Origin of the sequence: Streptomyces hawaiiensis, from assembly GCF_004803895.1 — a bacterium.
GTDB lineage: Bacteria > Actinomycetota > Actinomycetes > Streptomycetales > Streptomycetaceae > Streptomyces > Streptomyces hawaiiensis.
The window spans coordinates 510,907-533,513 of record NZ_CP021978.1; the positions used below are offsets into that span (position 1 = coordinate 510,907).

A 22,607-nucleotide genomic window follows, 5' to 3' on the forward strand; every position below is an offset into this window, starting at 1 on the left:
CCGGTCAGAACAGCGGCGTGAGCGACTGTTCGCACCAGATGGTCTTGCCCCGGGTGGTCTGCCGGCTCCCCCAGCGCTGGGTGAGCTGCGCGACCAGGAGCAGACCGCGGCCGCCCTCGTCGTCCTGGTGTGCCCGCCGCAGGTGCGGGGAGGTCGAGCTGCCGTCGGACACCTCGCAGATGAGGGTCTGGTCGCGGATCAGGCGCAGCTGGATGGGCGGGGCGCCGTAGCGGATGGCGTTGGTGACCAGTTCGCTGACGACGAGTTCGGTGACGAAGGCCGTCTCGTCCAGTCCCCACGCGGTGAGCTGTTCGGTGGCGGCCTGCCGGGTGGCGGCCACCTCTGCGGGGTCGGGCGTGACGTCCCAGGTTGCGACCTGATCGGCGCCCAGCGCCCGGGTGCGGGCCAGCAGCAGGGCCACGTCGTCGCTGGGCTCCTCCGGCAGTACGGCCTTCAGCACCGTGTCGCACAGGGCGTCCAGCGAGTCGGCGGGCGCGGTCAGGGCCCGGCACAGCTCCTCGGTGGCGTGGTCGACATCGCGGTCGCGGTCCTCGATGAGTCCGTCGGTGTAGAGGGCGACGACGGAGCCCTCGGGCAGCTGGAGCTCCGTCGCCTCGAACGGCAGGCCTCCCACGCCCAGCGGTGGCCCCGCGCTCATGGGGATCAGCCGGGCGGATCCGTCGGGCAGCACCAGGGCGGGCGCGGGGTGCCCGGCGGCGGCCAGGTTCAGGCGGCGTGTGACGGGGTCGTAGACGGCGTAGAGGCAGGTCGCGCCGAGTTCGGCGACCTCGTCGTCCTGGTCGTCCGAGGCGAGATGGGTGACCAGGTCGTCGAGGTGGGTGAGAAGCTCGTCCGGCGGCAGGTCCACGTCGGCGAGGGTGCGGACGGCCGTGACCAGCCGGCCCATGGTCGCCGTGGAGGGGATGCCGTGGCCCACGACGTCCCCGACGACCAGCGCGACGCGGCTGCCGGACAGCGGGATCACGTCGAACCAGTCGCCGCCGATGCCGGCCGCCGATCCGGAGGGCAGATAGCGGTGGGCGACCTGGACGGCGGCCTGGCCGGGCAGGCCCCTCGGCAGCAGGCTGTGCTGGAGGGCCAGGGCGGTGGTGCGTTCGCGGGCGAAGCGGCGGGCGTTGTCGACGCAGACCGCGGCCCGGCTGGCGAGCTCCTCGGCGAACACGGCGTCGTCGGCGGCGTAGTCGTCGGGCTGCGCCACGCGCACGGCCACGGCGACACCGAGCGTGATGCCGCGGGCCCGCAGCGGTACGGCCATCATCGAGTGGACGCCCTTGCGGTAGGGGCGTCCGTCCGGGGCGCGGGAATTGCGCTCGGCGACCCAGCGCATGAACGCCGGCTCCCCCGCCTGGCTGAGGATGGCCCGGCCCTCCCGCATGGCCCGGGCGATCGGCGAGAACGAGGGGTAGACGTCCACTTCTCCCACATGGACGGCCGCTTCCGGAGTGCCCTCGGTGACAGAGCCGTGGGCGACCCGCCGCAGCGTGATCTCCTCGGCCGACACCGCCGGCGCCTCGTCCGCGCCGAGCACCCAGTCGAACAGGTCCACGCTCGCGAAGTCCGCGAACCGGGGCACCACGACCCCGATCAGCTCCTCTGCCGTGCGGACCACGTCCAACGTGGTGCCGATCGCGGCGGCCGCCTCGTTCAGCAGGGCCAGCCGCTGCCGCGCCCAGTACTGCTCGGTGCTGTCGAACGCGGCCAGGGCGGTCCCCATGAGCTCGCCGGCGGCATCCCTGACCGGCCACATCTCCGTGACCCAGGCGTGCTCCCGGTTGAGGGCCGGTGCGCCGGTGTAGCTCTCGTACCGCAGCGGCCGGCCGGTCTCGACGACGTGCCGCAGGTGCCAGTTGAAGCCGCGGCTGTGCTCCGCCTCCTCCACGGTCTCGGGGAAGTGCCGGCCGAGCAGGGTCTCCTCGGACACACCCATGACCTGGCAGGCGGCGTCGTTGAGCCGCACGTAGCGCTGGCCGGTGTCGAAGACGGACATCGACATGGACGCCTGCTGGAAGGCGCGGCCCGCGAGGGAGGTCTCCCCGCGGCCGGGCGAGGCGGCGGTGATCACATATCCGCCCGCTTCCCCGTCCGGGCCCGTCACGGCGCAGGCCTTGACCCGGAGCCCGACGAGATAGCCGTCGCGGTGCCGCACCATGACGGTGCCGGACCGCGCGGACAGCGCCTCGAGCGGCACGGCCTCGGCGAGCAGCTCCTGTACGGCACGGCCCAGGGCCTCACGGGCCGGGTAGCCGGTCAGCCGCCGGGCACCCTCGCTCCATCCCGTCACCATGCCGCGGGCGTCGATGATCGCAGCAGCGGAGGCGTCCTCCATATCGTCCAGGATTATCCCTTTGCCGCCCTCTATCAACCGCGGCGCAGCATTCGTGACGGTGTCAGGCCCGGTGGGCGCGCAGCGCGGTGAGCGCCCGGTCGGCGTGCGCGTTCATGCGCAGTTCGCTGCGTACGACGTCGAGGACCGTGCGGTCCTGCGCGATGACGAACGTGGTGCGCTTGGTGGGCGCCAGGGAGAAGCCGCGCTTCACCCCGAACCGCTCGCGGACCGCGCCGTCGGCGTCGGACAGCAGCGGCATGCCGAGGCCGTGCCGTCCGGCGAACTCCTGCTGCCGCTCGACGTCGTCACCGCTGATGCCGACGGGGTGTGCTCCCACGGCGGCGAACTCGGCGGCGAGGTCACGGAAGTGGCAGGCCTGGGCGGTGCAGCCGGGGGTCAGGGCGGCCGGGTAGAAGAAGAGCACGACGGGGCCCTCGGCGAGCAGCCCGGACAGGCTGCGGACGGTGCCGGTCTCGTCGGGCAGGGCGAAGTCCTCGACCGTGTCCCCCGTCTCCACGCGCGCGGTCACGACCTGCCCTCCGCGTTCCGGGCGACGCCGCGGGCCCAGAGCACGAGGGGCACCTGCAGGGGCAGGCGTCCGAAGGCGGCGGCCTTCTGCGGGGTGGGGCGGTGGCGCCAGTCGGCGGCCATCTTGACGTTGGCGGGGAACACCCCGACGAAGAAGGCGGCCGTGGCGAGCGCGGCGGCCTTGCGGGTGCGCGGCAGCGCCAGGCCCGCGGCCAGGGCGAGCTCGGCGGCGCCGCTCGCATAGGTCCAGGCCCTGGGCGTGCCGGGCAGGCCGCGCGGGATGGTCGCGTCGAACGGGCGGGGGGTGGCGAAGTGGGCGACGCCCGCGGTGGCCAGGAGGCCCGCGAGCAGCAGGGGCGAGCGTTCGGACCGGGACACGGTTCCTCCTCTGAAGGCCTGCCGCGCATTATTACCGGTCGGTAGACAGGTCAGTCCACCGGGTCCCGGGTGCGCCGGTGGTGGCTGCCCGGCGTGTAGCCGAAGGAGCGGCGGAAGACGTCGATGAAGGCGCTGGCGGAGGACCAGCCGCAGCGGTGAGCCACGGTCGTGACGGGCAGACCGTCGGCCAGCATCCGCAGGGCGTGGTAGAGCCGCGACTGGGTGCGCCACTGGGGAAACGTCATGCCGAACTCGCCGCGGAAGAGCCGGCTCAGGGTCCGTTCTCCCACCCCGGTCGCGGCCCCGAGCTCGGCGAGGGTGCGCACGTCGGCCGGGTCGGCGTGCACGAGGGTGCAGACAGCGGCCAGACGCGGATCGGCGGGGGTGGGCAGGCGCAGCGGCTGCTGGGGCGAGAGGCGCAGTTGATCGCGCAGGACGGCGCGCAGCCGGCGGCGCTCGGGGCTGTCGTCGCCGGGGTCGCGGGTGTAGGCGCGGATCAGTTCGCGCAGCAGCGGGCCGACGGCGAGGACGGCCGGGTGGTCCAGTCCGAGGGGGTTGTCGCCGGCGGGCAGGCCGACCAGGTGCAGGTCGAGCCGGCCGTGGGCGCGGTGGGCGTGCACGGTGCCTGCCGGGACCCAGATGGCGCGGGTGCCGGGCGCGAACCAGGTTCCGGCGTCGGTGGTGACGGCGACGACTCCGGCTCCCGCGTAGACGATCTGGTGGTCGTCGTGCCGGTGCGCGTCGATGCGGTCGCCGGCGGTGAGCCGCTGGGCGCGGGTCGGTGCCTGGGGGGTGTGGCGGATGTTCGGCACAGTCCGGCAGATTATCGGAAGCGGGCCGGAGGCCTCGCGGACGACGATCGCCTGGTGACCGCTACGAGACACGACCGCCCTGTCGTCCTGATGTCCGTGGGGCACGCCTGCGTGGATGTGTACCAGGGGGCCGTGGCCGCCCTGGTCCCGTACTTCGTCGCCGAGCGTGCCTACTCCTATGCCGCCGCTTCGGGTGTCGTCCTGGCGGCGTCCCTGCTGTCGTCGCTGGTGCAGCCGTTGTTCGGGGTGCTCGCCGACCGGTGGGCGATGCCGTGGCTGCTGCCGCTGAGCGCGCTGACGGCCGGGGCGGGCGTCGCCCTGAGCGGGGTCACCGGCTCCTACGGGCTGACCCTGGCGGTGGTGGCCGTGTCGGGGGTGGGCGTGGCGGCCTACCATCCGGAGGCGGCCCGGGCGGCGCGGGCCGTCGCGCGCGGCCGGCACACGGGAGTGGGCTGGTTCTCCTTCGGCGGCAACGCCGGCTTCGCCCTGGCACCGCTGCTGGTCTTCGCCGTCGTGGCCACGGGCGGGCTGCGCGCCTCGCCGCTGCTGGTCGTCCCGGCCCTGGCGGGGGCGGCGCTGTGTGCGGCGGCGGTGCGCTCGGCGGGGTCCGGCGCCGGGAGTGCCGGTGCGTCCGCCGCCGTCGGCGAGGACGACTGGGGGTCCTTCCTGCGGCTGTCCGGTGCCGTGGTCTGCCGCTCCGTGGTCTTCGTGGGGCTGAGCACGTTCGTCTCGCTGTACGTGCGGGAGCGCACCGGTGGCGGCGAGGCGGCCGGGACGGCGGCCCTGTTCGTGCTCTACGCCGGCGGCGCGGCCGGCACGCTGGCCGGTGGCCGGCTGGCCGAGCGGTACGGGCGGATGGGGGTGGTGCGCCGGTCGTACGCCCTGACGGTCCTGGCCGTGGCCGGTCTTGTCCTGGTGCCCGGGCCGCCGGTGTACCTGTTCGCGGCGCTGACGTCGGCGGGTCTGTATGTGCCGTTCTCGCTGCACATCACGCTGGGTCAGGACTTTCTGCCCCGGCGCGTGGGGACCGCGAGCGGGGTCACGCTGGGCCTGGCCGTGAGCGTCGGCGGCCTGGCGGCCCCGGCGCTCGGAGCACTGGCGGACGCGACGTCCCTGCGCTCGGCCCTGCTGCCGCTGATCGCACTGCCCGTGCTGGGCCGGCTGCTGCTGTGCGGCCTGCGTGAGCCGGCGCCGCCGGGGGCCGCGGTCGCCGAGCGGGCCGATCCGCTTGATCAGGCCGCACGGTGACCGGGGGTCAGGCCTTGCCGGCCGGGTCCGGCCGGGGGTCGCCCTCCTCGTCGACGGCGTGGGCGAGGAAGTCGTCGACCATGCGGTGGAAGAGCGTGGCGAGCTGCCGCAGTTCGTCGGGTGACCAGTCCCAGAGGGCCATCTGCATCCCGCGGACCCCGGCCTCGCGCACCTTGGCGATGGCCTCGCCGCCGGCGCCGGTGAGCTCGATGCGCTGGGCGCGGCGGTCGTCCGGGTCGGGGACGCGGGTGACGTACCCGGACTTCTGCAACTGCTGCACCGTGCGCGTGACGTGCGAGGCCTCCACGCCCAGCCGGACGGCGAGCTCCCCCGGCCGCAGCGGCTCGGAGTCGGCGATCTGCCGCAGCAGCGCGACGGCGGCACGGTCGAGCGGCACGCCCGCCAGGGCCATCAGCCGCTCGTGCCGGCGGGCGCGGGTGCTCAGGTACGTGACGCGGGTGAGGGCACGCTCGATCTCGATCACTTCCGGGGAGGGAACGTCGGGGAGCGGTGGTGTGGACATGAGCGCCACGTTACCGTCTCGTTGCGTAAGTCAAGTAAATCGCGCGGTGTGCAGGCGGCCGTCGAGCGACGGCGTCCCGCAGGCCGGCCCGGCGGCGCCGTTCAGGGGAAACAGCAGCACAACACGCGTGACGGCCCGCCGGTTCGTCGACACCTCACCCGTGGACCTGCCGCTGATCCCGCCCATGCTCGCCACGTCCGGCACCCTGCCGCCCGCCGCGCAGGACACGCGCTGGGCCTACGAGACCAAGCAGGACGGCCAGCGCGTGGTGGTCTACCTGCCCGGGGACGGCAGCGTGCTGCTGCGCGCCCGCTCCGGGGACGACATCACCGCCGCCTACCCCGAACTGCGGCCGCTGGGCACCGCCCTCGGCGCCACACCCGCCGTACTGGACGGCGAGATCATGGCCCTGGACGACCAGGGCCGCGCCAGCTTCCAGTTGCTGCAGTCCCGGATGGGCCTGGCCCACGCACCCGCCCGGGCCGCACGGCGGGCGGCGGAAGTCCCGGTCCATCTCGTGCTGTTCGACCTGATGCACCTGGAGAGCCACTCCCTCCTGCGGCTCCCCTACACACGACGCCGCGCGACGCTCGAGGGCCTCGGCCTCACCGGACCCTCCTGGTCGACCCCGCGCGCACTCGTCGGCCACGGCGCCGACGCCCTGCGCGCCACCCGGGAGCACAGCCTGGAGGGCCTGGTCTGCAAGCGGCTGGACTCGGTGTACGAACCGGGAGTGCGCTCCCGGGCCTGGATCAAGATCCGCAACATGCGCGCCGAGGACGTCCTGGTCGGCGGCTGGCAGCCCGGCAAAGGACGGCTCACCGGCCTGCCCGGCGCGGTGCTGGTCGGACAGCGTGCCGCGGGGCGGCTGCGCTACGTCGGCAGTGTGGGCACCGGCTGGAGCGAGGCCGAACGCACGGAACTGGCAGAGCTGCTGAGGGCCGCCGCGACCGGCGTCTGCCCCTTCGACCCCGCCCCGCGCGCTCCGGGCGCGCACTGGGTCGTACCCCGCCTGGTCGGCGAGGTCCGCTACAGCACCCGCACCCGGGAGGGGCTGCTGCGCCAGCCGTCCTGGCTGCGGCTGCGACCCGACCTCGCACCCGAGGAGGCGGCGGCCGACATCCCGGACGACCTGGTCTGAAACGACGGCCCGGACTCCGACTGTTGGGCTGCGATTCACTTCTGGGATCCTCCGCCCCTCTTGGCATGGACGCGTTCAACGTGGAAGCTGAACCTCCCTTTCCCCCACAGCCGTTGGGCTGCGCCCGGACCAAGGAGGACGCAGTGTCGTCACGCCCGTTCGCCCACCGCAGGAGATGGCTCACCGGAGCAGCCGGTGCCGCCGCCCTCGTCCTCGCCTTCCCCGCCACGGCCTTCGCCGCCCCGCCGCCGGCGCTGCCCGCCAACGCGGACGCCCTGGAGAAGACGTACCAGCCCGCCTACGACTACGACACCGACGGCTGCTACTCCACGGCCGCGATCGGCACGGACGGCGCCGTGAACGGCGGGCTCAACCCGACCGGCGCCCTGAACGGCGACTGCCGGGACGCCTCGGACCTCGACAACACCAACGGCTACGCGCGTTCCAAGTGCAACAACGGCTGGTGCGCCATCCTGTACGCCCTCTACTTCGAGAAGGACCAGGCCGTGGCCGGGAGCGGCATCGGCGGTCACCGGCACGACTTCGAGCACGTCGCGGTGTTCGTGCAGGACAACCAGGTCAAGTACGTGTCGACGTCCGCTCACGGCGGGTTCACGGTGTACGCGGCGTCCGGGGTCCGCTTCGACGGCACGCACGCGAAGATCGTCTACCACAAGGACGGCGTCAGGACCCATTGCTTCCGCGCGGCCAACTCCAACGACGAGCCGCCGGAGAACCACAAGGGCACCTGGCAGTACCCGGCGCTGGTCGGCTGGAACGGCTTCCCTGCCGGGGTGCGCGACAAGCTCACGTCGTACGACTTCGGCAGCGCCAACTTCGGCCTGAAGGACGGCAACTTCGCCAACCACCTGGCATCCGCCAAGCCCTCCGGCATCGCCTTCGACCCGTACGCCTGACGGCACCGCCCCGGCCAAAGGCCTAGGCCTCCGGCCGGGTGCGGATTCCGCCCCGCGCCCGATCCCCCGGCGCGGGGCGGCCGCATAGCGTCCCGGCATGGACACGCACGACACGACAGGGGCCCTCGAAGAGGCCCTCGGACGTCTGCACGCCTCGGGGCCGGAGCGGCTCGGCCGGCTCACCAATCACGCCCCCATGGTCGTGGAGGCGCTCGCCGCGCACGGCCGGGCGGACGCCGTGCACCGCTGGCTGGACCTGTACCGGCACAAGCTGGAGGACCTGCCCGGGCCCGTCGCTCCCGTGACCGGCGCCGACTGGCGTGAGGCGCTGGGGGATCCGCGCCGGGCCGCCGACTGGATCGGGCACTTCGGCCGCGCGCTCGCCGAGCAGCCGTGGCGGGACGTCCTCGCCGTGTGGTGGCCGCAGCTGCTGCCCGGGATGTACGGCGGATCCACGCATCTCGTCATCCGCGTCGGGCATGCCGTACGGGCCCTGGAGGCCTGCGTGAACGCGCCGCGGCTCGCCGAACTCGCGCACGGCCTGGGCTACTGGGCCGCCCGGCACCGGCCCGTCTCCGGTATCGCGGCCCTGCCCGCGGCGCCGAGTGCCGCGCGGTCCCTGGACGCCGTGCCGCCGATCGCCGATCCCCGGGGCGGATTCCCCGATCGGCTGGCGGCCGTACGACGGTTGCCGCTGTGGGCGGACGACGTGACCGACCCGGACACGGCCCGGACCCGCCTCGCCGAACTGGTCCGGGCCGCGACCCACCGCTACGCCACCCACGGCCACGGCGAGGCGACCATGCTGGTGCACGCGGCGACCGCGCCCAACGCCGTCCTGCGCACCCTCGGCTCCCTCCCCCGCGCGCTGTGGGCCCCGAGCCTGCACGCGGCGTGGACCGCGTCGGCGGCGGTCACGGCCATGTACGCCACCGCAGAGCCCGCCCCGCGTGTCCCCGCGCCCCGTCGCACGGCGGAGGAGATGCTGGAACGCGCCCTCGCGCACGGCGACGAGCACGTCGTCAAGTTCACCGACACCGCCCTCGACGTCGGCGACGGGCGGGCCCTGGCCGCCGCCCTGCGCGCGGTGGAACTGAGCGAACCGCTCGTCCCGAACTGACGCCCGGTGCCGGGCAGTCGGGGGAGGTACGGCACGAACGCACCAGCGGGAGGGTCTATCGTGTCCGCATGTCCGTCCCCGAACTGATTCGCATCGTCTCCCGCGACTCCCCCATGGCGCTCGCCCAGGTGGAGCGCGTCCGGGCCGAGTTGGCGGCCGCCCATCCCGGAGTGCGCACCGAGGTCGTGCCGGTGAAGACCACCGGCGACAAATGGATGGGCGATCTGTCCCAGGTCGAGGGCAAGGGCGCGTTCACCAAAGAGGTCGACGCGGCGCTGCTGGCCGGCGAGGCCGACCTCGCGGTGCACTGCGTGAAGGACGTGCCCGCCGACCGGCCGCTCCCGGCGGGCACGGTGTTCGCCGCGTTCCTCAAGCGGGACGACATCCGCGACGCCCTGATCCACCCGGGCGGGCTCACCCTGGACGAGCTGCCGGCCGGGACCCGGATCGGCACCTCCTCGGTGCGCCGCGTCGCACAGCTGGCCGCCACGCATCCCCACCTGGAGTGCGTGCCGTTCCGCGGCAACGCCAACCGGCGCCTGGCGAAGCTGGCCGCCGGGGAGGCGGACGCCCTGCTGCTCGCGGTCTCCGGCCTGGAGCGCATCGGCCGCGAGGACGTGATCAGCGAGGTCCTCTCCACCGAGACGATGATGCCGCCCATCGGCGCGGGCGTGCTGGCGCTGCAGTGCCGCGAGGACGACGCCGCGCTGATCGACGCGGTGAGCGGTCTCGGCGACCCGGACACCTACCGGGAGACCACCGCCGAGCGCATGTTCCTGCATGTGCTGCAGGGACACTGCAACAGCCCCATCGCCGGATTCGCACAGGTGGACCGCAGCGGCGAACTGTCCCTGCGGGCCTGTGTGTTCACCCCGGACGGCAAGACGCGCCTGAACGCCCACGAGTGGGCGGGACGGCTGGACCCCGCCACGCTCGGCACCTCGGTCGCGGTGGCCCTGCTGCGCCAGGGAGCCCGCGAGATCATCGACGGCATCGCGCACTGATCTCCGCGACGCCCTGACGCCGGATCAGGCGGTGCCTTCCTCCGCCTGGTCCCGCAGGAAGACGCTCACCTGGTGCGCCAGGCTGTCCCGCGCCGTGCCCTGCTGACCGCCGGCGGGGCCCTCATGCGCACCGATGCCGCCCGCCCACAGCCGGCGGCCGGTCCACTCCTCCTCGACGCGCAACTGCACCTGGACGTCCACGAGGCTCAGGGACGCCTCGGCGCCGGCCGCGTACAGCACGGCGGTGGCCCGGCGCAGCGGATAGACGTCGAAGCCCTCGATGAACTGCGAGTTGCGCCAGTCGATGAAGGCGCTCTCCCCGTCCGGGCCGAGCCGCACGTCGATCTGGCCGTCCTCGAGGTGGACGCCGAGGTGGCGGCTGCCGCGGTTCTCGACCGTCACACGGAGGCAGAAGTACGTCAGTCCTTCAGCGGCGTCGTCACGGCCGCGGGGCGGCTCGGCCGGTTCCAGACGGTGGACGCGGACGCGCAGACCGGCATGCTCGTCGTACTCCTGCCAGTCCCCGACCACGTTCGGCTCGTACACGCTGCACCTCTCGACCTCTGGAAGCTGCTTCCTATCTGTGGTCTCAGCGCACTGTCAAATGAGCAGAATGCGCTGTGGCCAGGCAGTTCATCCTTTTTGATCGGTGATCAAGCCGTGCCCAGCGGTTATCCGGAAAGAGCCGGAGAAAGCGCTTGCCCACGCGTGCCGCACATCACTTCCACGAGTGAAGATCAACGGGCCAGCCGGCCCAGCAGGGCCGAGGCGGCGGCGACGCCGAGCGCGGCGGCGACGAACAGCACCGCGAAGTCGGACCCCAGATGGTGGGGTGTGCCGAGGAGCAGGCCGCGCAGGGCGTCCACTTCGTAGCTGAGCGGGTTGGCCCCGCTGATCGCCTGGAGCCAGCCGGGCATCACGGACACCGGGTACAGGGCGTTGGAGCCGAAGAACAGCGGCATCGTGATCGCCTGACCGATGCCCATGAGGCGGTCGCGGCTCAGGACGATGCCGGCGATGGTCATCGACAGGCAGGAGAAGAACGCCGAGCCGAGGACGACGATCGCGGCGACGGCGAGCAGCTTGAGCGGGTTCCAGGTCAGGGCCACGCCGAGCACGGCGGCGATGAGGAGGACGACGGCGGCCTGGACGAGCGACTTCACCCCGGCCGCGAACGCCTTGCCGGTGATCAGCGCCGACCGCGGGGTCGGAGTGACGAGGAGCTTGTTGAGGACCCCGGCGTCGCGCTCCCAGATGATCTGGATGCCGTAGAAGATGGCGATGAACATCGCGGACTGCGCGATGATGCCGGGCGCCAGGTAGTCGACGTAGGGGATGCCGCCGGTGGGGATCGCCTTGATACGGCTGAAGGTCTGACCGAAGATCAGCAGCCAGAGGGCCGGCTGGATGGCGCGGGTGTACAGCTCGGTGCGGTCGTGGCGCAGCTTCTGCAGCTCGACCGCGCACATCGCTCCGACACGGGCGGGCAGCAGCCGCCAGCCCGCGCGGGGCTGCGGGGGTTTCAGCAGCAGGTCGATGCCGTGGGCGCGGGCGGGGTCAGCCGACACGGCGCGCGGTGCGGCGGGTGCTTCGGACATCGCGGAAATCTCCTGCCTCGTCGTCGAGACCGCTGCCGGCCACGTCCCGGAAGACGTCTTCCAGCGTGGGCAGCGCGTCCGGGGCCGCGCCCGCGGCGCGGCGGCGTGCGCCCAGCCCCTCCCGGAGCTCGGCCGGGGTGCCGAGGGCCCGGATCCGGCCGCGGTGCATCAGGGCGACCCGGTCGCAGTAGTGGTCGGCCTCGTCCATGTAGTGGGTGGTCACGAGCACGGTCATGCCGGTGGCCTCGCGGACGGCGCCGATGTGCTCCCACACGCCGGTGCGGGCGATCGGGTCGAGGCCGATGGTGGGTTCGTCGAGGATGAGCAGGCGCGGGGCGCTGACCAGGGCCTGGGCGAGTTCGAGCCGGCGGACCATGCCGCCGGAGTACGTGGCGGCCAGCCGGTCGGCGGCGTCGGCGAGGTCCACCGCGGCCAGGGCCTGGGCGACGCGCTCGGCGCGTTCCCCGCGGGGCACGTCGAAGACCCTCGCGAACAGGGCGACGTTCTCCCGCCCGGTGAGCCCGGCGTCCGCGGACAGCTGCTGCGGCACGTAGCCGAGCAGGCGGCGTACGGCCATGCGGTCCCCGGCGGCGTCGTGGCCGAAGACGCGGACCATGCCGGCGGGCACGGGCAGCAGGGTGGTGATGCAGCGGATGGCGGTGGTCTTGCCCGCGCCGTTGGGCCCGAGCAGCCCGAAGACCTCGCCCTGCCGGACGGTGAGATCGAGTCCGTCGACGGCGGTGTGGTCGCCGAAGGTGTGGGTGAGCCCGGTGCAGGCGACGGCGTCGGCCCGGGGTGGGGCGCTCCCGTCGGCCCGGGGTGGGGCGGTGTCCCGCGTCATGAGTCCTCGGTCTCCTCGTGCAGGGTGTCGGCCAGCTTGCGCAGGGCCGGGATCGCCGCGAGCAGCGCCTCACGGTCCGGTTCGTCGAGGCGCGAGACATGGCGGCGTACGAGTTCGGCGCGGCGCCGGCGCCACTCGCGCAGCCGTGTCTCGGCGGCGGGGGCGGGCAGCAGCCGGGCGGCGCGCCGGTCGGCCGGGTCGGTCTCGCGGACCAGGTAGCCCGCCCTCACCAGCTGGTTGACCAGGGTGGACACCGAGTTGGCCGCCAGACCGAGGTCCTTGGCCGCGTCGGAGATGCCGACACCGGGCCGGGCCAGGACCAGGCGCAGCAGTTCCACCTCGGCGCCACGCAGTCGCGGGTCGGGCATCTGCCGCCGCAGGCGCCGCCGGATCAGCCGCTGGACGCCGACGAGTGCGTCGGCCAGCTCTTCGGGGAAGGTCTCCGGCTCCATGCGGCCGAGATTAGCTCTGTAGCAGAGCTAATCGGTCCAAGGCGGGGTCAAGAGAGGTCCAGGAAGGTCAAGGGATGCTCAGGAAAGGGCAGTGGACCTGATCGGCAAGGCACTTGAGAGCGCCCATGACCCTCGATTGCCGTATTGTCTTAATTGTTTCGCTATATCCCTGCCCGGGAATGGGCAGTGAAGTGCTTCGGACAGGAGGCACGTGCGTGGGAGCCGGCAGGCCCGGGCCCCCGGTGCTCTCCGTGAGGTCCGTGTCCGCGCCTCCCACGGTGTCTGTCCATTCAGCACCTGCTCAGGGAGGTGCGCACCATGCGTATCGCCGGCAGCACCCGCCCGCACCCCCACGACGACGCGCCCGACACCGCCGCGGCGTTCGCCCGTCTCGCGCGGCTGCCCGAGGGGCCCGAGCGCAAGGCCCTGCGGGACGAACTGGTCGAGGCCTGGCTCCCCATGGCCGAGCGGATCGCCGTCCGCTTCCGGGGCCGTGGCGAGGCCCTCGAGGATCTGTACCAGGTGGCCGCTCTCGGCCTCGTGAAGGCGGTGGACCACTACGACCCGGCCCGTGGCAACGCCTTCGAGGCGTACGCGGTGCCGACGGTCACCGGCGAGATCAAGCGCCACTTCCGTGACCACATGTGGACGCTGCACGTGCCCCGCCGGGTCCAGGACCTGCGCAACCGGGTGCGGCACGCCGCCAAGGAGCTGTCCCAGACCACCCCGGGCCGCTCCCCCACGGTCGCCGAGATCGCCGAGTACGCCCAGCTCACCGAGGGCGAGGTACGCACCGGCATGGAGGCCCTGGAGTGCTTCTCCGCGCTGTCGCTGGAGGCGGAGATGCCCGGGACCGACGGCTACGCCCTCGGGGACGCGATCGGCGGGCCCGACCCGGCCTTCGACATCGTCGTCAACCGCGTGGCCGTCAGGCCCTGTCTGGAGGCGCTGCCGGAGCGCGAGCGGATCATTCTCTATCTGCGGTTCTTCAAGGGCATGACGCAGAGCCGCATCGCGGAGCAGCTCGGCATCTCTCAGATGCACGTCTCCCGGTTGCTCAGCAGCTGCTTCGCCCATCTGCGTGAGGAGCTGCTGACCGAGGCGCGGTGAACCGGGGGAGGTCTGTCCGCGATCCCCGGATCACGCCTCCGGCGGCGATCCGGGGATCTGCGTCGGTCCGGTGCGGTCGAGGGCGTCCTCCAGCGCGGCCCGGATCTCCTCGGGCATCACGCCCGTGCGCCCCCAGACGAGGATCAGTTCCGCGACGTTGCGCAGCTTGATGTTGGTGTGCTGGGAGACCTCCTTCAGCACGGCCCACCCCTGGTCGGGCGAGATCCGGCCGAGCGCCACGACCATCCCGATCGCCTGGTCCACGACGGCGTGGGAGACGACCGCCTCCTTCAGCTGCTGGACTTCTTCCTGCAGCTCGAAGATCCGATCCGAGCCCCCGTCCGTGGGCATGGTCACCTCCGGGTCCGGTGCGCCGCTGCCCCCAAGGCCCCACCGGGTGCTTGAGTACGGTGACGCAGTGTCCGACCCCTCCATCGTCGCCACTCGGCCCGCCCGGTGCCACCGGGGCGGACCAGCCCGGACGCCGTTTCGGCGCTCCCGCCGGGGTACTCGGCAGGCGCCCACAGCGGTTCCGGTTGGACACTGGTGTCAATCCTCCGGTGGCTGCCAGGCCGACGAGATCAGGACGCGACTGCCATGAACCACGACATGCCCAGCTCCTCCGGCACGAAGGACGTCGTCTCATCACACTCCGTGTTCGGCGCACCCTGCTGGGTGAGCCTGACCAGCCGGGACGTCAAGGCGACCGAGGAGTTCTACGGTGCCGTGCTGGGCTGGCAGTGGCGGCCGGCCAAGCTGGGCGACCGGTTCCGGATCGCGCTGGCGGACGGCTCGCCGGTGGCCGGGATCGCGGGGGTGGCGACCATGTGGCAGATGGCGGTGGCCTGGACGCCGTACTTCGCGGTGCGCAGTGCGGACGACGCGGTGGCGCGGGTGCAGGAGCGCATGGGCACGGTCGCGGTCGGGCCGATCTCACTGCCGCCGGGCCGGGCGGCACTGCTGGCCGACCGGGACGGGGCGACCTTCGGCATCTGGGAGGGCGACCTCTTCACCGACTGGGAGACCTGGCGCAACGCACAGCCGGCCTTCATCACGCTCCACACCCGTGACGCCTTCGACGCGGCGATCTTCTACGGCGAGGTCCTCGACTGGGCCTCCCAGCGCCCCGGCTGCTGCGAGGTCCACTACGAGGGCGGCGAGGTCGTGCTGCGCAGCCGCGGGGACGTGGTGGCCCGGATCGAGTCCGGTGCCCTGGGGGCGGCCCCGGACCCCGCGATCCGCCCGCACTGGCAGGTCCACTTCTCCGTGGACGACGTCGAGGCCTGTGCCCGAGCGGCCGAACTCCACGGCGGCAGCGTCCTGTCCAAGGGCAGCCACGAGGCGGTGCTGCGGGACCACGACGGCGCGCAGTTCACGGTGACCGCGCGCCGCGATCGCTGACCCGTCTCACTCCTTCTCGCGCGACGCCCGGGACGGCCGGGACAGCAGGACCAGGCTGCGGGCTCCGACGGTGAGACCCGTCCCCGCCTTGTGCTCCGACTCGTCGGGCGTGCCCTCGGGGTCGGCCGTGTCGATGAGGGCCTTCCAGCGCTCGCCGTAGGAGGCGTTCGGCAGGCGGAAGTCGACCGGCTCCCAGTGGCTGTTGAAGAGCACGAGGAAGGAGTCGTCGACGACCGGGCGGCCGCACGGGTCGGGTTCGGCGATGGCGTCACCGTTGAGGAAGACGCCGACGGAGTGCGCGTCGCCGCGTTCCCAGTCGTCGTCGGTCATCTCGCGGGCGTCCGGCGCCAGCCACACCAGGTCGGGCAGCGGCTGGTCCGCCCGGGTCAGCGTCTCGCCGAGGAAGAAGCGGCGGCGGCGCAGCACGGGGTGTCCCGTACGGAGCCGGATGACGTACCGGGTGAACTCCAGCAGGTCGCGCTGCTCCTCGGTGAGCCGCCAGTCGATCCAGGAGATCTCGTTGTCCTGGCAGTAGGCGTTGTTGTTGCCGTCCTGGGTGCGCCCGAGTTCGTCGCCGTGGGAGAGCATCGGGATACCCTGGGAGAGCAGCAGCGTGGCGAGGAAGTTGCGCTGCTGGCGCGTGCGCAGCTCCAGCACGGCCGGGTCGCGTGTCGCGCCCTCGGCGCCGCAGTTCCAGGACCGGTTGGTGCTCTCGCCGTCCTGGTTGTCCTCGCCGTTGTCCTCGTTGTGCTTGTCGTTGTACGAGACGAGGTCGCGCAGGGTGAAGCCGTCGTGCGCGGTGACGAAGTTGACGCTGGCGCGCGGCCGGCGCCTGCTGTGCTGGTACAGGTCGGAGGAGCCCGTCAGCCGGGAGGCGAACTCGCCGAGCGTGTGGTCCTCGCCGCGCCAGAAGTCGCGGACCGCGTCGCGGTACATGCCGTTCCACTCCGACCACAGCGGCGGGAAGTTGCCCACCTGGTAACCGCCCTCGCCGACGTCCCACGGCTCGGCGATCAGCTTGACGCGGCTGATCACCGGGTCCTGCTGGATGAGGTCGAAGAACGCCGACAGCCGGTCCACCTCGTGGAACTGCCGGGCCAGTGTCGCCGCGAGGTCGAAGCGGAAGCCGTCGACGTGCATCTCGGTCACCCAGTACCGCAGCGAGTCCATGATCAGCTGAAGGACGTAGGGGTGCCGCATCAGCAGGCTGTTGCCGGTGCCGGTGGTGTCGTAGTAGTGCTCCCAGTCGCCGTCGACCAGGCGGTAGTACGAGGAGTTGTCGATGCCGCGGAAGGAGAGGGTGGGGCCCCTCTCGTTGCCCTCGGCCGTGTGGTTGTAGACCACGTCGAGGATCACTTCGAGCCCGGCGGCGTGCAGGGTCTTCACCATCTGCTTGAACTCGGCGACCTGCCCCCCGCGCGTGCCGTGGGCGGCGTAGCCGTTGTGGGGCGCGAAGAAGCCGATGGTGTTGTAGCCCCAGTAGTTGGCCAGGCCGCGGTCGTGCAGCACCCCGTCGTGGACGAACTGGTGGACCGGCATCAGCTCCACGGCCGTGACGCCCAGGGAGGTCAGGTGCTCGACGGCCGCGGGGTGCGCCAGCCCGGCGTAGGTGCCCCGGAGTTCCTCGGGCACCTCGGGATGGGTGCGGGTCATGCCCTTGACGTGTGCCTCGTAGATCACCGTGTCGGCGTAGGGCCGGCAGGGCCGGGCGTCGTCACCCCAGTCGAAGGCCGGGTCGGTCACCACGCCGAGCATGGTGTGCCCGGCGCTGTCGGCCGGGTCGGGGCCGTCCGGGTTGCGCTCGTAGAGCGAGGGGTGGTTGTCGATCTGCCCCTCCACCGCGCGGGCGTACGGGTCGAGCAGCAGTTTCGCCGGGTTGCAGCGGTGCCCCGCGGCCGGGGCCCACGGCCCGTGCACCCGGTAGCCGTAGCGCTGGCCGGGGCCGATGCCGGGGAGGTAGCCGTGCCACACGAAACCGTCGACCTCGTTCAGCCGCACCTGGGTGTGGGCGCCGGCGTCGTCGACGAGGACCAGCTCGACGCGTTCGGCGACCTCGCTGAAGAGCGCGAAGTTGGTGCCCTCCCCGTCGTAGGAGGCACCCAGCGGGTAGGGGCGCCCGCTCCAGGCTGACGCCCCTTTCCGAGTCTGCCGGCGGGTCACCGGGCCTCCTCCAGGAGCTCACCCGGCGTGCCGGCCGGCCTGGCCAGCTGCGCGATCCGCTCCTCGCGGGGCACGTCGAGACCCTCGCTCTCCCGCGGGGCGGGAGCGGTCGGCACCAGCGGGACGCGTTCGCCGGCGCGGGCGCGCTGCGAAAACCAGATGACCTTGCTGCCGGTCTCGGTGGCGCAGCAGCCCCAGCCGTCGCTCATGGCCGCGAGGTGCTCCAGGCAGCCTCGCAGTTCCTGGTCCGGGCGCAGGGCGCGGTCGTTGTCCCCGATGGCGGTGATCAGGTGCTGCCCGTTCCACCACATCTCGATCGACGTGTGCTTGTCCGTGGCGTGTTCGTCGATGGCCTTGAGCAGCATCTCGGCACCGCCGCAGACGGGCTGGACCAGGTTGTCCAGGTCCCAGAACTTCAGGTGAGCGGCCAGAATTCGGCTGACCTGTCCCACCCGTTCCGGGCTGACTTCCACGTCGAGGTGGTAGTAGCAGGGCACTGCGGTCTTCATCGGTCGGCTCCTCACCGCGAAGCTCAGCTCCTTCTCGCTCCCGCGGTCCTGCGGGACGAGCCCCGAACACGGAACGTGAGCGTCTATCGCTTCTGAGTCACCCTCAGCCTGAGGGTGCTAGCCCGTTCGTGCAACACGAGCGCACGGTTGAGGCGGTAGCGCACACAAGTGAGCGGGCTGGGGTGGCCCGAACGGTCCAGGAGGGCCGCCACTGGTTGAAGGTCCAACAAGACGCTGCGTCGCCGCGCATGCACCATGTGTGAAGAACTCGATCGCCGTTACGGGTCCGTGTCGCTGTGCGCACGGCCGCCGTCCGACCGTCGGGAGACCGTGCCCCTCGAGCCCCGAAAGGTGATCGACGCCATGCTGCTACCCGCCAAAGCCGAAGTCGCCCGGCAGTTGCGGCGTTACCGGGCCTGGGAACGCGTGATGCTCGCGGCACCGAACGACCGCACCGTGCGGACGACGTTCGAGGACTCCGGCTACACGCTCTGCGTGCTGATGGGCAAGCGCTGCGCGCGGGAGGCGGCGGACGCGGCCGAGCGGTACCTGCGCACGAACCACGTCACCTATCTGCAGGAACAGCAGATCACCTGCCTGCAGGAGCAGCACATCACCTGTGCGCAGGAACCGAACGAACGGTCTCGTCCCGCCGCGGCGGTCAGACGAAGACCGTCGGCGGCGGAGCGGAGATCCCCCGCTTCCGAGCGGAGATCCACGGCGGGAAGGTAACGCCCGTCCCACACATCCAGTCCCTGACCGGGCCCCCGCGGCCCGGCTTTCGAGCACGGTGGAGGTGAGGACCATGACGAGGACCCGGGCCATCGGCCGTATCCCGGTACGGGACGTCCGCCCGGCCGTGGAGAGCGGCAACCGGCCGGCGAAGGCGGTCGTGGGTGAGGCGTTCGAGGTCACCGCCACCGTGTTCCGGGAGGGGCACGACGCGGTGGCCGCCCATGTCGTCCTGAAGGACCCCGAGGGCCGTCCCGGCCCGCGGACACCGATGCGCGAGCTCGCCCCCGGCAGCGACCGCTGGGGCGCCGAGGTCACCGCGAACGCCGTCGGCCGCTGGTCGTACCGGGTGGAGGCCTGGAGCGATCCGGTGGCCACCTGGCGCCACGTGGCGGGCATAAAGATTCCGGCGGGCATCGATGCGGGCCTGGTCCTGGAAGAGGGCGCGGAACTGTACGAGCGGGCGGCGGCCGGCGTGCCGAAGGAAGCCGGCCGCACTGTGCTGCTCGCCGCGGCGGAGACCCTGCGCGACGACTCGCTGCCCACCGCGGCCAGGTTCACGGCGGCGCTGACGCCGGAGGTGGACGAGGTCCTGGACCGGCATCCGCTGCGGGATCTGGTCACCAGCAGCGAGCCGCTGCCCCTGCTGGTGGAGCGGGAGCGGGCCCTGTACGGCTCCTGGTACGAGTTCTTCCCGCGTTCGGAGGGCACCGCGCAGCAGCCCCACGGCACGTTCCGCACCGCCGCGCGACGGCTGCCGGCAATCGCCGCGATGGGCTTCGACGTGGTCTACCTGCCGCCGATCCACCCCATCGGCACCACCTTCCGCAAGGGCAAGAACAACACCCTCTCCCCCGGCCCGGACGACGTCGGCGTGCCCTGGGCGATCGGCTCGCCCGAGGGCGGCCACGACGCCGTCCACCCGGATCTGGGCACGCTGGAGGACTTCGCCTGGTTCGTTCAGCGGGCACGTCAGCTGGGCATGGAGGTGGCGCTGGACTTCGCGTTGCAGTGCTCCCCGGACCACCCCTGGGTGCACAAGCACCCGGAGTGGTTCCACCACCGCCCGGACGGCACCATCGCCTATGCGGAGAACCCGCCGAAGAAGTACCAGGACATCTACCCCATCGCCTTCGACACCGACATGGACGGCCTGATCGCCGAGACGGTGCGGGTGCTGCGGCACTGGATGGACGTGGGGGTGCGGATCTTCCGGGTGGACAACCCGCACACCAAGCCGGTCGTCTTCTGGGAGCGGGTCATCGGGGAGGTCAACCGCACCGACCCCGATGTGATCTTCCTGGCCGAGGCGTTCACGCGGCCGGCGATGATGCACACCCTGGCCCAGATCGGTTTCCAGCAGTCGTACACGTACTTCACCTGGCGCAACACCAAGCAGGAGCTGACCGAGTACCTCACCGAACTCTCCGGTGAGGCCGCGTCCTACATGCGGCCGAACTTCTTCGCCAACACCCCCGACATCCTGCACGCCTACCTCCAGCACGGCGGCCGGCCCGCCTTCGAGGTCCGGGCCGTGCTCGCGGCGACCCTCTCGCCCACCTGGGGCATCTACTCCGGCTACGAGCTGTGTGAGAACACCCCGCTGAAAGAAGGCGGCGAGGAGTACCTGGACTCGGAGAAGTACCAGCTCAGGCACCGCGACTGGACCACCGCCGAACGCGAGGGCCGCACCCTCACCCCGCTGCTGACCCGGCTCAACACCATCCGGCGGGAGCACCCCGCGCTGCACCGGCTCAGGAACCTCCGCTTCCACCACACCGACAACGACACGCTCCTCGCGTACAGCAAGCGCAGCGGATCCGACGTCGTCCTGGTGGTCGCCAACCTCGACCCGCATCACGCCCAGGAGGCCACGGTCTCGCTGGACATGCCGCAGCTCGGCCTGGACTGGCACGAGCCGGTGGAAGTACGTGACGAACTCACCGGCGAGACCTACCGCTGGGGGCGCAACAACTACGTGCGGTTGGAGCCGGGGCGGGCTCCCGCGCACGTTTTCCACGTCCAGTCCCCGCCCGCCGCGCACGCGAACGCAGGGGCAGGAACGTCATGACCGTGAACGAGCCCGTACCGGACACCTTCGAGGACACTCCCGCGCGGGACAGGGATCCCGACTGGTTCAAACGCGCCGTCTTCTACGAGGTGCTCGTCCGCTCGTTCCAGGACAGCAACGGCGACGGCGTCGGCGACCTCAAGGGCCTCACGTCCAAGCTCGACTACCTCCAGTGGCTCGGCGTCGACTGTCTGTGGCTGCCGCCGTTCTTCAAGTCCCCGCTGCGCGACGGCGGCTACGACGTCTCCGACTACACGGCCGTGCTGCCGGAGTTCGGCGACCTGGCCGACTTCGTGGAGTTCGTCGACGCCGCCCACCAGCGCGGCATGCGCGTGATCATCGACTTCGTCATGAACCACACCAGCGACCAGCACCCGTGGTTCCAGGAGTCGCGCAAAGACCCCGACGGGCCCTACGGCGACTACTACGTGTGGGCCGACGACGACAAGAGGTACCCGGACGCGCGGATCATCTTCGTCGACACGGAGACCTCGAACTGGACCTTCGACCCGGTGCGGGGCCAGTACTTCTTCCACCGCTTCTTCTCGCACCAGCCGGACCTCAACTACGAGAACCCGCGCGTCCAGGAGGAGATCCTGGCCGCGCTGAAGTTCTGGCTGGACCTGGGCATCGACGGATTCCGGCTCGACGCGGTGCCCTACCTCTACGCGGCCGAGGACACCAACTGCGAGAACCTCCCGGAGACGCACGACTTCCTGAAGCGGGTGCGCAAGGAGATCGACGCCCTGTACCCGGACACGGTACTGCTTGCGGAGGCCAACCAGTGGCCCGAGGACGTCGTCGACTACTTCGGCGACTATCCGAGCGGTGGCGACGAGTGCCACATGGCCTTCCACTTCCCGGTCATGCCGCGCATCTTCATGGCCGTACGGCGGGAATCCCGCTACCCGGTCTCCGAGATCCTCGCCAAGACCCCGGCCATCCCCTCCGGCTGCCAGTGGGGCATGTTCCTGCGCAACCACGACGAGCTGACGCTCGAGATGGTCACCGACGAAGAGCGCGACTACATGTGGGCCGAGTACGCCAAGGACCCCCGCATGCGCGCCAACATCGGCATCCGCAGGCGGCTGGCCCCCCTGCTGGACAACGACCGGCACACCATCGAGCTGTTCACCGCGCTGCTGCTCGCCCTCCCCGGCTCGCCGATCCTCTACTACGGCGACGAGATCGGCATGGGCGACAACATCTGGCTCGGCGACCGCGACGCCGTCCGCACCCCCATGCAGTGGACCCCGGACCGCAACGCCGGCTTCTCCACCTGCGACCCGGGCCGCCTCTACCTCCCGGCGATCATGGACCCGGTCTACGGCCACCAGGTGACCAACGTCGAGGCGTCGATGTCGTCGCCGTCGTCGCTGCTGCACTGGACCCGCCGCATGATCGAGATCCGCAAGCAGAACCCCGCCTTCGGGCTCGGCTCGTACACCGAACTGCCCTCCTCCAACCCCGCGGTGCTGGCGTTCCTGCGGGAGTACGAGGACGACCTGGTCCTGTGCGTCAACAACTTCGCGCGGTTCGCGCAGCCCACCGAGCTCGACCTGCGCGAGTTCGCGGGGCGGCATCCGGTGGAGCTGTTCGGCGGGGTCCGCTTCCCCGCCATCGGCGAGCTGCCCTATCTGCTGACCCTCGGGGGCCACGGCTTCTACTGGTTCCGGCTCACTCGAGTCGCATCCCGCATCGGCCGGCGACTGTGA

General features: G+C 71.9%; 22 protein-coding genes. 10 read left to right on the forward strand and 12 right to left on the reverse strand.

Features of this window, described 5'->3' with window-relative positions:
• Positions 1-4: 4 nt before the first annotated feature.
• The 4 genes from CEB94_RS02425 to CEB94_RS02440 form a co-directional block, all read right to left on the reverse strand.
• Positions 5-2,347, reverse strand: coding sequence for an ATP-binding SpoIIE family protein phosphatase (locus tag CEB94_RS02425; protein ID WP_175430572.1), 2,343 nt, complete (start codon positions 2,345-2,347; stop codon positions 5-7).
• 61 nt (positions 2,348-2,408) lie between these two features.
• Positions 2,409-2,876, reverse strand: a complete 468-nt coding sequence (locus tag CEB94_RS02430; RefSeq protein ID WP_281292491.1) for a peroxiredoxin — start codon at positions 2,874-2,876, stop codon at positions 2,409-2,411.
• Positions 2,873-3,253, reverse strand: a complete 381-nt coding sequence (locus tag CEB94_RS02435; RefSeq protein WP_175430573.1) for a DoxX family protein — start codon at positions 3,251-3,253, stop codon at positions 2,873-2,875. The genes CEB94_RS02430 and CEB94_RS02435 overlap by 4 nt, the downstream gene beginning before the upstream one ends.
• Positions 3,254-3,303: 50 nt before the next feature.
• Complete coding sequence (locus CEB94_RS02440) at positions 3,304-4,065, reverse strand: AraC family transcriptional regulator (RefSeq protein ID WP_175430574.1); 762 nt, start codon at positions 4,063-4,065, stop codon at positions 3,304-3,306.
• A gap of 90 nt (positions 4,066-4,155) precedes the next feature.
• Here CEB94_RS02440 and CEB94_RS02445 point away from each other — a divergent pair, with 90 nt between their 5' ends.
• A complete protein-coding gene (locus tag CEB94_RS02445; protein ID WP_175436855.1) occupies positions 4,156-5,313 on the forward strand; it encodes an MFS transporter in 1,158 nt (385 codons plus the stop codon).
• A gap of 7 nt (positions 5,314-5,320) precedes the next feature.
• On the opposite strand, the gene CEB94_RS02450 is transcribed toward CEB94_RS02445, so the two are convergent.
• A complete protein-coding gene (locus CEB94_RS02450) occupies positions 5,321-5,836 on the reverse strand; it encodes a MarR family winged helix-turn-helix transcriptional regulator (RefSeq protein ID WP_175430575.1) in 516 nt (171 codons plus the stop codon).
• 160 nt (positions 5,837-5,996) lie between these two features.
• On the opposite strand from CEB94_RS02450, the gene ligD reads away from it, so the two are divergent.
• The 4 genes from ligD (at position 5,997) to hemC (ending at position 10,018) form a co-directional block, all read left to right on the forward strand.
• Positions 5,997-6,977 (forward strand): non-homologous end-joining DNA ligase, encoded by a 981-nt coding sequence (ligD, locus tag CEB94_RS02455; RefSeq protein WP_175436856.1) that lies wholly within the window; start codon positions 5,997-5,999, stop codon positions 6,975-6,977.
• 143 nt (positions 6,978-7,120) lie between these two features.
• A complete protein-coding gene (locus CEB94_RS02460; RefSeq protein ID WP_175430576.1) occupies positions 7,121-7,894 on the forward strand; it encodes an NPP1 family protein in 774 nt (257 codons plus the stop codon).
• A 97-nt stretch (positions 7,895-7,991) separates the two neighbouring features.
• Complete coding sequence (locus CEB94_RS02465; RefSeq protein ID WP_175430577.1) at positions 7,992-9,014, forward strand: questin oxidase family protein; 1,023 nt, start codon at positions 7,992-7,994, stop codon at positions 9,012-9,014.
• A gap of 68 nt (positions 9,015-9,082) precedes the next feature.
• Positions 9,083-10,018, forward strand: coding sequence for a hydroxymethylbilane synthase (gene hemC, locus CEB94_RS02470; RefSeq protein WP_175430578.1), 936 nt, complete (start codon positions 9,083-9,085; stop codon positions 10,016-10,018).
• Positions 10,019-10,042: 24 nt separating this feature from the next.
• Here the strand turns inward: hemC and CEB94_RS02475 are convergent, their stop codons facing one another.
• From CEB94_RS02475 to CEB94_RS02490, 4 genes are all read right to left on the reverse strand, one after another.
• Positions 10,043-10,564 carry a hypothetical protein gene (locus CEB94_RS02475; RefSeq protein WP_175430579.1) on the reverse strand — a complete coding sequence of 174 codons (522 nt, stop codon included), beginning with the start codon at positions 10,562-10,564 and terminating at the stop codon, positions 10,043-10,045.
• Between the two features lie 191 nt (positions 10,565-10,755).
• A complete protein-coding gene (locus CEB94_RS02480; protein ID WP_175430580.1) occupies positions 10,756-11,616 on the reverse strand; it encodes an ABC transporter permease in 861 nt (286 codons plus the stop codon).
• Complete coding sequence (locus CEB94_RS02485) at positions 11,576-12,457, reverse strand: ABC transporter ATP-binding protein (protein WP_175430581.1); 882 nt, start codon at positions 12,455-12,457, stop codon at positions 11,576-11,578. Before CEB94_RS02485 ends, CEB94_RS02480 begins: the two co-directional genes overlap by 41 nt.
• Positions 12,454-12,909 (reverse strand): MarR family transcriptional regulator, encoded by a 456-nt coding sequence (locus tag CEB94_RS02490; RefSeq protein WP_175430582.1) that lies wholly within the window; start codon positions 12,907-12,909, stop codon positions 12,454-12,456. The genes CEB94_RS02485 and CEB94_RS02490 overlap by 4 nt, the downstream gene beginning before the upstream one ends.
• Positions 12,910-13,227: 318 nt before the next feature.
• On the opposite strand from CEB94_RS02490, the gene CEB94_RS02495 reads away from it, so the two are divergent.
• Positions 13,228-14,019: an RNA polymerase sigma factor SigF gene (locus CEB94_RS02495; RefSeq protein WP_175430583.1), complete on the forward strand. Its 792-nt coding sequence runs from the start codon at positions 13,228-13,230 to the stop codon at positions 14,017-14,019.
• A 30-nt stretch (positions 14,020-14,049) separates the two neighbouring features.
• Here the strand turns inward: CEB94_RS02495 and CEB94_RS02500 are convergent, their stop codons facing one another.
• Positions 14,050-14,370 carry an ANTAR domain-containing protein gene (locus CEB94_RS02500; RefSeq protein ID WP_175430584.1) on the reverse strand — a complete coding sequence of 107 codons (321 nt, stop codon included), beginning with the start codon at positions 14,368-14,370 and terminating at the stop codon, positions 14,050-14,052.
• Between the two features lie 246 nt (positions 14,371-14,616).
• Here CEB94_RS02500 and CEB94_RS02505 point away from each other — a divergent pair, with 246 nt between their 5' ends.
• Entirely contained in the window at positions 14,617-15,420 is an 804-nt protein-coding gene (locus tag CEB94_RS02505) for a VOC family protein (RefSeq protein WP_175430585.1), read from the forward strand.
• A gap of 6 nt (positions 15,421-15,426) precedes the next feature.
• Here the strand turns inward: CEB94_RS02505 and glgX are convergent, their stop codons facing one another.
• Both glgX and CEB94_RS02515 read right to left on the reverse strand, forming a co-directional pair.
• On the reverse strand, positions 15,427-17,580 hold the full coding sequence (glgX, locus tag CEB94_RS02510) for a glycogen debranching protein GlgX (RefSeq protein WP_175430586.1): 2,154 nt from the start codon (positions 17,578-17,580) through the stop codon (positions 15,427-15,429).
• On the reverse strand, positions 17,577-18,089 hold the full coding sequence (locus CEB94_RS02515; protein WP_175430587.1) for a pep a2: 513 nt from the start codon (positions 18,087-18,089) through the stop codon (positions 17,577-17,579). Before CEB94_RS02515 ends, glgX begins: the two co-directional genes overlap by 4 nt.
• Positions 18,090-18,452: 363 nt before the next feature.
• Here CEB94_RS02515 and CEB94_RS02520 point away from each other — a divergent pair, with 363 nt between their 5' ends.
• The 3 genes from CEB94_RS02520 (at position 18,453) to treS (ending at position 22,607) form a co-directional block, all read left to right on the forward strand.
• The gene (locus CEB94_RS02520) at positions 18,453-18,821 is read left to right on the forward strand and encodes a DUF5133 domain-containing protein (RefSeq protein WP_175430588.1); all 369 of its coding nucleotides are present in this window, start codon (positions 18,453-18,455) and stop codon (positions 18,819-18,821) included.
• 73 nt (positions 18,822-18,894) lie between these two features.
• Entirely contained in the window at positions 18,895-20,892 is a 1,998-nt protein-coding gene (locus CEB94_RS02525; RefSeq protein WP_175430589.1) for an alpha-1,4-glucan--maltose-1-phosphate maltosyltransferase, read from the forward strand.
• Complete coding sequence (treS, locus tag CEB94_RS02530; protein ID WP_175430590.1) at positions 20,889-22,607, forward strand: maltose alpha-D-glucosyltransferase; 1,719 nt, start codon at positions 20,889-20,891, stop codon at positions 22,605-22,607. The genes CEB94_RS02525 and treS overlap by 4 nt, the downstream gene beginning before the upstream one ends.

What these genes read in the sequence shown, in the direction of transcription:
- CEB94_RS02425 (WP_175430572.1), bottom strand. Translation starts at nt 2,347, where the DNA reads ATGGAGGACGCCTCCGCTGCTGCGATCATCGACGCCCGCGGCATGGTG.
- CEB94_RS02445 (WP_175436855.1), top strand. Translation starts at nt 4,156, where the DNA reads ATGTCCGTGGGGCACGCCTGCGTGGATGTGTACCAGGGGGCCGTGGCC.
- CEB94_RS02450 (WP_175430575.1), bottom strand. Translation starts at nt 5,836, where the DNA reads ATGTCCACACCACCGCTCCCCGACGTTCCCTCCCCGGAAGTGATCGAG.
- CEB94_RS02465 (WP_175430577.1), top strand. Translation starts at nt 7,992, where the DNA reads ATGGACACGCACGACACGACAGGGGCCCTCGAAGAGGCCCTCGGACGT.
- hemC (WP_175430578.1), top strand. Translation starts at nt 9,083, where the DNA reads ATGTCCGTCCCCGAACTGATTCGCATCGTCTCCCGCGACTCCCCCATG.
- CEB94_RS02480 (WP_175430580.1), bottom strand. Translation starts at nt 11,616, where the DNA reads ATGTCCGAAGCACCCGCCGCACCGCGCGCCGTGTCGGCTGACCCCGCC.
- CEB94_RS02485 (WP_175430581.1), bottom strand. Translation starts at nt 12,457, where the DNA reads ATGACGCGGGACACCGCCCCACCCCGGGCCGACGGGAGCGCCCCACCC.
- CEB94_RS02490 (WP_175430582.1), bottom strand. Translation starts at nt 12,909, where the DNA reads ATGGAGCCGGAGACCTTCCCCGAAGAGCTGGCCGACGCACTCGTCGGC.
- CEB94_RS02495 (WP_175430583.1), top strand. Translation starts at nt 13,228, where the DNA reads ATGCGTATCGCCGGCAGCACCCGCCCGCACCCCCACGACGACGCGCCC.
- CEB94_RS02500 (WP_175430584.1), bottom strand. Translation starts at nt 14,370, where the DNA reads ATGCCCACGGACGGGGGCTCGGATCGGATCTTCGAGCTGCAGGAAGAA.
- CEB94_RS02505 (WP_175430585.1), top strand. Translation starts at nt 14,617, where the DNA reads ATGAACCACGACATGCCCAGCTCCTCCGGCACGAAGGACGTCGTCTCA.
- CEB94_RS02515 (WP_175430587.1), bottom strand. Translation starts at nt 18,089, where the DNA reads ATGAAGACCGCAGTGCCCTGCTACTACCACCTCGACGTGGAAGTCAGC.
- CEB94_RS02520 (WP_175430588.1), top strand. Translation starts at nt 18,453, where the DNA reads ATGCTGCTACCCGCCAAAGCCGAAGTCGCCCGGCAGTTGCGGCGTTAC.
- CEB94_RS02525 (WP_175430589.1), top strand. Translation starts at nt 18,895, where the DNA reads ATGACGAGGACCCGGGCCATCGGCCGTATCCCGGTACGGGACGTCCGC.
- treS (WP_175430590.1), top strand. Translation starts at nt 20,889, where the DNA reads ATGACCGTGAACGAGCCCGTACCGGACACCTTCGAGGACACTCCCGCG.